The sequence below is a fragment of the Methylobacterium sp. B1 genome (assembly GCF_000333255.1).
Classification (GTDB): domain Bacteria; phylum Pseudomonadota; class Alphaproteobacteria; order Rhizobiales; family Beijerinckiaceae; genus Methylobacterium; species Methylobacterium fujisawaense.
Window position 1 is genome coordinate 1 of sequence record NZ_BACT01000091.1, and the last position, 8,960, is coordinate 8,960.

Genomic DNA, 8,960 nt, shown 5'->3' on the forward strand with positions numbered 1-8,960 from the left:
CATCCACGTGGCGTGGGGTGCAAGCAGGGCGGACACCATCCGTGACGCTCTTCGGTCACAGGGCGACGAAGCGCGGGTCATCGCGCTCTCGGGCGACCTGAATTTCGGCCCCATCAATCCGCCGGACCCAGATGCTCGACACGCGTGGCTCAGAGCCGTCCTGCGACCCGATCCCTACGCCGACCAGCGCGAGGCAGAGGAGCCATGGATGGAAGCCACGTCGACCCGCGTGCATCCCGTCTATTGGGTTTGCATGAGCGACGCGACCGAGCACGCCAGTTTCCTCGAATTTGCGTTCCGCATGAATGGCCGCCCCTTCGACATCATCGACGCCACAGCCCTCGACTTCGTCACGCGTGACGGCGTCCGAAGGCCCTGGTCGCTCGGGATCATGCGTCGCGAGGACATCATCGCGTCCCGCCTGAGGGACAGGCGACGTGTCTTCTCTCGCTCCGAGTGCAATGCTGCCGCAGCGAGGTGGGCAGCATTGAGGAGCGAGGATGCACCGCTGCGCATCGTGCGCAATGGCCGCTTGGTATCGGCACCGCTGACACACTACGACGCCGTGCTCATCGCTCAGGCCGCGACAGACTGGGAGGTCGCGGCGAGGGTGATCGGTCGCACCTTGCACCACCTCGCCGTTGAGGTTGATCTGCCGGGTCAGGGCGTCAGCGATATCGTGCTGTTCGGTCGTATCCAGGCCCTCAGGGATGCGGGAAACCTTGAGATCAAGGGACCGGGACCGGGAATGCGCGATTACGAGATCAGGAAGCCCACCGCCGGTTTAACAGCCTGAGGTGTCAGATGAGGGGCGGCTGCCCGGCATCCGCATACCGAGGCTCTTGTAGCGGGTCTGGATGGTAGATTGAGCGGACGTCTCGTTCTGCGCCGCTGATCCTCCAAAGGAGACCGGCGGAAAACCACCCGACCCGGACATTCGTCCGGTCACGCGGATCACGTGCGAACCCCGGGCTCGGCCCGTTCGAGACCGAACCCCGGTCACGCAACCTCCGCGGCCGATCGAACCTTATCCGGCCGAGACCCGGAGACCGACCATGACCCAATCGCAGAAGCACGCGCTGATCGTCGGGGCCTCGCGGGGCCTGGGGCTCGGCCTCGTCGAGACATTCCTGGCCCGCGGCTGGCGCGTCACCGCCACACAGCGCAGGCCGTCCCCCGCCCTCGCCGGCCTCGGCTCGGAGGCCCTGCGCGTCGAGACCGCCGACATCGACGACGATCCCGGCGTCACCGCCCTGCACGACCGGCTGGCCTCCGAGCGCTTCGACCTGATCTTCGTGGTGGCCGGTGTCGCCACCCTGGCGCACGACCCGGCGCACGCGGTGCCCCGGGATGTCGCCGCGCAGGTCTACCTCACCAACGCGATCAGTCCGATCCGCTTCGCCGAGGCCTTCCTGGATCGCCTCGTCCCTGGCGGCAGCATCGCGCTGATGAGTTCGATCCTCGGCAGCGTCGGCCTGAACGAGACCGGTGGCTGGGAGACCTACCGGGCCAGCAAGGCGGCGCTGAACACCCTGGCGCGCAGCTTCGAGATCCGGCACCGGGCGGAGAACGTCTCCGTGCTGATCCTGCATCCGGGCTGGGTGCGCACCGAGATGGGCGGGGCGGAGGCCGACATCGACGTGGCGACCAGCGTCACAGGCCTCGCCGACGTGATCGGGGCGCAGCTCGGCCGGCCGGGCGCCCACTACCTCGACTACCGGGGCGAGACGCTGGCGTGGTGACGCGGTCGTCCTGACGGCCGCTCAGCGGCGCGGGTCGAGGGGTCGGCTGCGCCGCTCGATCACCACGGTCGGGCGGGTGCGGCGCTCGACCACCACGGTGCGGGGTGCCCGGCTCGGGCTCGCATGGGTCAGGATCCGCTCGGGGACGCGCTCCGGCTTGGCCTTCTTGGCCGCCAGGACGTGCGGGCGGACCTCGTCGGCCGGCAGGCCCATCAGGCCGGCGGCGATCTCGACCTGCTGCTCGACATCGTCGGCGAGGTCCTGCGCGGCGGCGACCGCCTCGTTCACCGTCGGCGGCTCGCGGCGGACGCGGATTGGCGGCAGGTCGGCGAAGCTCTTCTGTGTCTTCTTCACGGGGCGACTCGCGGTCTTCATAACCCTGAACATAGCGCCTTCCGCGCGGGTTGTGCAGTGCATCAAAAACGTGTGATGGGCGCCTTGGGCACATGTCTCGCGGATCCGGAACGGAGATGTGACGCGCCCTGGGGCATCCGGTGCCTCATCGGCCGGGCATCCGAGCAATCCGGCGGCGGAATCCGAGCCGTCCAGGCCCCCGTACCGCTCGGCGCGGCATAGTGGCGCAGAGGAGCGTCCGGAAGCGTCGCTCCGGCGCGACCGCGCTGACCCGCCCGTCAGCCCGGCAGGGTCGGATTCATGGTAGGATCTGCGCATGAGCGAACCCCTCGATCCCCGGCTGACTCCGGCCCGGCCGCATGTCGCCGATCTCCGCCTGCGGGACCGCGTCACGGCGGCGCGCTACGTCGCCGGTACGCCGCTGCGCGTGACCGCGCCGTCCGCGCCGCTGCGCCGCGAGCCCGATCCCGGCGCGGGGCTCGACACCGAGGCGCTCCTCGGCGACGCGGTCGATCTCTACGACGCGGCCGAGGGCTTCGCCTTCGTGCAGCTCGCCCGCGACGGCTATGTCGGCTACCTGCCCGCCGACAGCCTGGGCCCGGCCGATCCGGAGCCGACGCACCGCGTCACGGCCCTGCGCACCTTCCTGTACCCCGAACCGGACCTGAAACGGCCGGTCCTCGGGCATCTCAGCCTCGGCGCCCGCCTCGTGGCGACCGGTGAGTCGGGCGCGTATCTGGAGACCCGGGGCGGCTATGTGTTCGCCCGGCATTGCGCCTCCGTGGAGAGCCGCGAACCGGATTACGTGGCCACGGCCATGCGGCTGGCCGGGACCCCCTATCTCTGGGGTGGGCGCACCAGTCTCGGGCTCGACTGCTCCGGTCTGGTGCAGCTCTGCCTGGACATGGCGGGGCTGCCCTGCCCCCGCGACGCCGACATGCAGGAGAGGGCCCTCGGGCAGGCATTGCCCCTCGACCTCGCACACCTGCGCCGGGGCGATCTCGTGTTCTGGCGCGGCCATGTCGGGCTGATGCGCGATCCCGAGACGCTGATCCACGCCAACGGCCACCACATGGCGGTGGCGGCGGAGCCGCTGGCGGAGGCGGTCGCCCGCATCGAGGCGCACAGCTTCGGCGCCGTGACGGGCATCCGGCGGCTTTAGCCGGCTGTGCCGGCGCCCTGCGCATAGACGAGACGGGTGTCGCTCACGAAAACCGTCTGTCCCCCACCGCGGACGGCGCAGCGGCCCTGCGTGACGCTCTGCGAACGGCGCGGGTCCAATTCCCGCGGCAATCGTGCTACAGAGCGGCTCCGCTTCCCTCTTCCCGCCCGGTTCCTGGGCCAGTCCTGTTGACAGGACCGCCCCGCCCTCGCCACATCCCCCTCATGACCGTCGAAATCGCGACCACCGAGCCCGTTCCGGGCACCGCCGGCAAGCCGCCGCTGGAAATCCTGCTCTGCGCCCCCCGCGGCTTCTGCGCCGGCGTGGTGCGGGCCATCGATGTCGTGGAACGGGCTCTCGCCATCTACGGGCCGCCCGTCTACGTCCGTCACGAGATCGTGCACAACAAGTACGTGGTCGAGAGCCTGAAGCGGAAGGGCGCCGTGTTCGTCCGCGAACTCGACGAGGTGCCGGACGGCGGCGCCCCGGTGATCTTCTCCGCCCATGGCGTGGCGAAGACCGTGCCGGCCAACGCCGATTCGCGCGGGCTCACCACCATCGACGCCACCTGCCCGCTGGTGACCAAGGTCCACCGCGAGGCCGAGATCCATCACAAGCGCGGCCGCCACGTGCTGCTGGTCGGCCATTCCGGGCATCCGGAGGTGGTGGGGACCATGGGCCAGCTGCCCAAGGGCTCGATCACCCTGGTTGAGGATCTCGACCAGATCGCGGCTCTCACCCCCGACAATCCCGACAACCTCGCCTGGGTCACCCAGACGACCCTGTCGGTGGACGACACAAGGCACATCGTCGACGCCTTGAAGAAGAAGTTCCCGACCATCACCGGGCCGCACAAGGACGACATCTGCTACGCCACCACGAATCGCCAGGAGGCGGTGAAGCAGGTGGCCCCGCTGGTGGACGCCCTGATCGTCGTCGGCTCGTCGAACTCCTCGAACTCGCAGCGCCTGCGCGAGGTCGCCGAACGCGTCGGCTGCCCGATCACCCGTCTGGTGCTCCGCGCCGAGGAGATCGACTGGCCGGCCTTCGAGGGCATCCGCAAGCTCGGCCTGACCGCCGGCGCCTCGGCGCCTGAGGTGCTGGTGGAGGAGATCATCGACGCGTTCGCGGCCCGCTACGACGTGATCGTCGACACGGTCTCGACGGTGATTGAGGACATGGTCTTCCCGCTGCCGCGGGAGCTGCGCAGCGAGGCCGCCGAGTAGGCGGTCCAGGCCGACACGCGGGCCTGAGGCTCGGCATGCTCTATGCGGGGGCGCTTCGGCGCCCCTTGCCATGTTGACCTTCCGAAATCAGAGCGCGAACACGTGGCCGTCTACACCGAGGTATCCGACGCGGCGCTCGCCGACTTCCTGTCCGCCTACGCGATCGGCAGCCTGCTCTCCTTCAAGGGCATCGCCGAGGGGGTCGAGAACTCGAATTTCTTCCTGCACACCACCCAGGGCTCCTACATCCTGACCCTCTACGAGAAGCGGGTCCGGGAACAGGACCTGCCGTTCTTCATCGGGCTGATGGAGCACCTCTCGGCCCGCGGCCTCGCCTGCCCGCAGCCCGTGCGGGACCGGGCCGGCCAGGCCCTCGGACAGCTCTGCGGCCGCCCCGCCGCCATCGTGAGCTTCCTGGAGGGCGTCTCGGTCAAGACGCCGGGCGTCGAGCATTGCCGGGCGCTCGGCCGGGCGCTGGCCGAGCTGCACGCCGCCGGCCGGGACTTCCCGATGGTGCGGGAGAACAACCTCTCGGTCTCCGCATGGCGGCCGCTCTTCGCGCAGGCCGAGGACCAGGCCGATTCGGTCGAGCCCGGTCTCGCGGCGCGCACCCGGTCCGACCTCGCCGTCCTCGAGGCACACTGGCCGCGGAATCTGCCAAGCGGCGTGATCCACGCGGACCTGTTCACCGACAACGTCTTCTTCATCGGCGATGCCCTGTCGGGCCTGATCGACTTCTACTTCGCCTGCACGGACGCCTTCGCGTATGACCTCGCGGTCTGCCTCAACGCGTGGTGCTTCGAGGCTGACGGCACCTTCCACCGGGACATGGCGGCCGGGCTGATCGCCGGCTACGAGGCGGTGCGGTCGCTCGAATCCGCCGAGGTCGCGGCCCTGCCGATCCTGTGCCGGGGCGCCGCGCTCCGCTTCATGCTCACCCGGCTGGTGGACTGGCTGAACGTGCCCCCGGGCGCCCTGGTGAAGCCGAAGGATCCGCGGGAATTCGATCGCCGGCTCACTTTCCACCGGCAGGCCCAGGACGCGCGAGATTACGGGCGGCCGCGCTGAGGGCCCGGTGAGCACCGACGCGACCGGGCCGGGCGGCAAGCCCGCGGCCGAGCCGAAGCGCGTCACGATCTACACGGACGGCGCCTGCTCGGGGAATCCCGGGCCCGGCGGCTGGGGCGCGATCCTGATCTTCGGCGACACCCGGAAGGAGCTCTCGGGGGGCGAGGCCCACACCACCAACAACCGCATGGAGATCCTGGCGGCGATCGAGGCGCTGGAGGCCCTGAAGCGCCCCTGCCGCGTCGACCTGTTCACGGACTCCCAGTACCTGCGCCAGGGCATCACCAGCTGGATCCACGCCTGGAAGGCCCGGGGCTGGCGCACCGCCGACAAGAAGCCGGTGAAGAACGAGGATCTGTGGCGGCGGATCGACGCCGCCCGCGAGCGGCACGACGTGGCGTGGCACTGGGTGAAGGGCCATGCCGGCGACCCGCTCAACAACCGGGTCGACGCGCTCGCCGTCGCCGCGATGCTGCCGTTCAAGCGCCGCTGAGACCGGATCCGGGTTCAGCGCTCCGCGACCACGACCGCGCCCTCGTTTCCCGCTCGGCGGCCACGGCGGAGCGCCGTGCAGGACGCGCACGGCCGCGTCGGCCACATCGTGCGCGATGACGGAACGACGGTGCACGACCGGCTCCCGCCCGCTGGGCAGACGGCCGGGTCGATCGAGCACGGGACGATCCCTCCAGCAGGCCGCTCTTCGCCAACCGCTCGTCGAGGGCGATGGCGGGAGCCGGGTGGTCGAACGCCGTCAGATCGTCGATGGCGTCGCGGTCCGGAAAGCGCCTGTCGACGGTGACGCGCCCCCCGCCCGAGGCAACCCTCTCGACGCCGGAAGGCTGTCGCATCCTCACGAATGGGAAAGGCTATGGGGAAGGCTATCGTGCGGCCGCCCGGCGGAGAACCGATCAGGCGGCCCCTTCTCAGTCGGTCTCGCCGTCGAGACCCAACCAGTGGCGGCCGTCGCGAGCCAGGAGTGCGTCGGCTTCCTTCGGGCCGGCACTGCCCGCCGGATAGAAGGTCACCTCTCCCTGCGGCCAGCCCTTGAGCAGCGGATCGACCGCCGCCCAGCCGGCCTCGATGTTGTCGGCGCGCTGGAACAGCGTCGCGTCGCCGGTCATGCAATCGTAGAGCAGCGTCTCGTAGCCGACATTCGGCCGGTCGGCGAAGAAGTCCTTGTAGCGGAAGCCGGACCGGACCCGGCCGATCGCCATCTGCGGCCCCGGTACCTTGACGTTGAATTCGGTGCTGACCCCGTGATCGGGATCGATCTGGATCCGCATCACGGTGGGCGCGAGATCGGCGGTGGGCGTGTCCTCGAACATCTTGAACGGCGCCGGCTTGAACAGCACCGCGATCTCGGTGCGCCGCCCGGTCATGCGCTTGCCGGTGCGGACGTAGAACGGCACCCCGGCCCAGCGCCAGTTCTCGATGTTGAGCTTCAGGGCGATGTAGGTCTCGGTGACCGAGTCCTTCGCCACGTGCGGCTCGTCCCGGTAGGCGGGCACGTCGCGCCCCTCCGAGGTGCCGGCCGTGTACTGGCCGCGCACCGCATCCTCGGGCGGGATCGGCTTCACGGCCTCGGCGAGCTTGGCCTTCTCGGTGCGCACGGCCTCCGCGTCGAAGGAGTTCGGCGGCTCCATGGCGACCATGCAGAGGAGCTGGAACATGTGGTTCGGCACCATGTCGCGCAGCGCCCCGGTCGGCTCGTAGAAGCCGCCGCGCTCCTCGACGCCCACCGTCTCGGCCGCCGTGATCTGGATGCTGTCGATGTATTCCCGCCGCCAGACCGGCTCCAGCAGCCCGTTGGCGAAGCGGAACGCCATGATCGACTGCACGGTCTCCTTACCCAGGAAGTGGTCGATCCGGTAGAACTGGCTCTCGTCGCCCTGTTTGAGGATCCGGGCATTGAGCGCCCGGGCCGATTCGAGATCGGAGCCGAACGGCTTCTCGATCACCACGCGGCGGAAGCCGTCGCCCTCCTGCTTGAGCAGCCCGGCCTGACCGAGCCCGTCCACGATGGTCCCGAAGAAGCGGGCCGCCACCGCGCAGTAGAACACCGCGCTGCCGGTGACCCTCTGCTTCACGGCCGCGTAGGTCTCGGGCTTCTCGAAATCGCCCTTGAGGTAGTGGAGCCGGTCTCGGATGAAGCCCCAGCTCTTCGGGTCGATGTGGTCGGCGTGGAACTCCGAGGTCGGGTCCTTGCTGAACGCCTCCAGGGTCTGGGTGAGGTTGTCGCGCAGGGATTCGTCAGTGCCGTCGTTGTGGTCGATGCCGAGGATCGAGAAGCCTTCGGCCAGGAGCCCCGCGCCCGCGAGATTGTAGAGCGAGGGCATCAGCAGGCGCTTCGTCAGGTCGCCACCGGCCCCGAAGATCACCAGCGTACAGGGCGGTGCCGGCTGCGTGCCGCAGGCTGCCGTATCCTTGAGGGCTGTCGTCGGCTCGGCCATCCCTGACTCCCGTCTGGCTGCAGTGCGGCAAACCGGCCTGACAACCCGCTACGGCGAGGCCCGTTCCGGCGCCTATGGGGCTATGCTGCGCCGGGTCCAGGATCAAGGAACCCCGCATGCATACCCGGTTCCTCGAACCCTGAGCCCACAGCCACGTCTTCCGGGGCGACCGACACCGTCACGCCCTTCGACGCCGCCGGACCCTGGGCCGCTTTGCGACGTCGCGCCGATGCGGAGGGTTGCATCACCGGACGGCCTCGACCGGAAGCCGGCCGCCCGCGCCCGCAAATCCCTACTCGTCGGGGCGCACCGCCTGCCCGCCCCGGTCGATCGGCAGGCTCGGACCCTTCAGCTCGGAATCGCTCGGCAGCGAGCGCACGTCCCACCCGCCGCCGAGGGCGCGGATCAGCGTGACCGCCGCAGTGAAGCGGCTCAGCCGCACCTGGAGGGCGTTGACCTCGTTGTTCACGAGCAGGCTCTGCGCGGTCACCACCGTGGTGAAGTTCTGGGTGCCGGCCCGGTACTCGTTGAGGGTGATCTCCACGGCCTTGCGCGACAGGTCCACGGCGGTGTCCTGTGCCTTCTGCTGCTGGCCGAGGATACGCAGGGCCGCCATCTGGTTCTCGACCTCGGCGAAGGCGGCCAGCACCACCTGCCGGTAGCCGGCCACGGCAGAATCGTAGCCGGCCTCGGCCGAGCGCAGGGCCGCCGTGCGGGCGCCGCCGTCGAACAACACCTCGCTGCCGGAGGCCGCCACAGACCAGACCTGGTTGGCGGCCGAGAGCAGGCCGTTGCGGGTCGCCCCCGAGATGCCGCCCTGGGCCGAGATGGTCACGGTGGGGAAGAAGGCCGCCACCGCTACGCCGATGCGCTCGCTCTGCGCCTGGACGAGGCGCTCGGCCTGGGCCACGTCCGGGCGCCGTTCCAGGAGGTCGCCGGGGATGCCCACCGGCACGCC

At 70.0% G+C, this 8,960-nt stretch carries 9 protein-coding genes; 6 read left to right on the forward strand and 3 right to left on the reverse strand.

Features of this window, described 5'->3' with window-relative positions:
- Positions 1-796, forward strand: a 796-nt coding sequence (locus I53_RS02610) for a DUF3658 domain-containing protein (RefSeq protein ID WP_106428170.1), incomplete at its 5' end; no start/stop codon positions are given.
- A 259-nt stretch (positions 797-1,055) separates the two neighbouring features.
- Complete coding sequence (locus tag I53_RS02615; RefSeq protein ID WP_043346306.1) at positions 1,056-1,742, forward strand: SDR family oxidoreductase; 687 nt, start codon at positions 1,056-1,058, stop codon at positions 1,740-1,742.
- 21 nt (positions 1,743-1,763) lie between these two features.
- Here I53_RS02615 and I53_RS02620 read toward each other — a convergent pair whose 3' ends face one another.
- A complete protein-coding gene (locus I53_RS02620; RefSeq protein ID WP_236952744.1) occupies positions 1,764-2,096 on the reverse strand; it encodes a hypothetical protein in 333 nt (110 codons plus the stop codon).
- 316 nt (positions 2,097-2,412) lie between these two features.
- Here I53_RS02620 and I53_RS02625 point away from each other — a divergent pair, with 316 nt between their 5' ends.
- From I53_RS02625 to rnhA, 4 genes are all read left to right on the forward strand, one after another.
- Positions 2,413-3,258: a C40 family peptidase gene (locus I53_RS02625; RefSeq protein WP_043346309.1), complete on the forward strand. Its 846-nt coding sequence runs from the start codon at positions 2,413-2,415 to the stop codon at positions 3,256-3,258.
- 224 nt (positions 3,259-3,482) lie between these two features.
- On the forward strand, positions 3,483-4,484 hold the full coding sequence (gene ispH / locus I53_RS02630) for a 4-hydroxy-3-methylbut-2-enyl diphosphate reductase (RefSeq protein WP_043346311.1): 1,002 nt from the start codon (positions 3,483-3,485) through the stop codon (positions 4,482-4,484).
- Positions 4,485-4,586: 102 nt separating this feature from the next.
- Positions 4,587-5,552, forward strand: coding sequence for a homoserine kinase (locus tag I53_RS02635; protein WP_043346312.1), 966 nt, complete (start codon positions 4,587-4,589; stop codon positions 5,550-5,552).
- A gap of 7 nt (positions 5,553-5,559) precedes the next feature.
- Positions 5,560-6,045: a ribonuclease HI gene (gene rnhA, locus I53_RS02640; protein ID WP_051044633.1), complete on the forward strand. Its 486-nt coding sequence runs from the start codon at positions 5,560-5,562 to the stop codon at positions 6,043-6,045.
- A gap of 430 nt (positions 6,046-6,475) precedes the next feature.
- On the opposite strand, the gene zwf is transcribed toward rnhA, so the two are convergent.
- Positions 6,476-8,002, reverse strand: coding sequence for a glucose-6-phosphate dehydrogenase (gene zwf / locus I53_RS02645; RefSeq protein WP_043346314.1), 1,527 nt, complete (start codon positions 8,000-8,002; stop codon positions 6,476-6,478).
- Between the two features lie 292 nt (positions 8,003-8,294).
- Positions 8,295-8,960 (reverse strand): TolC family protein (locus I53_RS02650; RefSeq protein ID WP_043346317.1); only part of this gene is annotated, 666 nt, incomplete at its 5' end.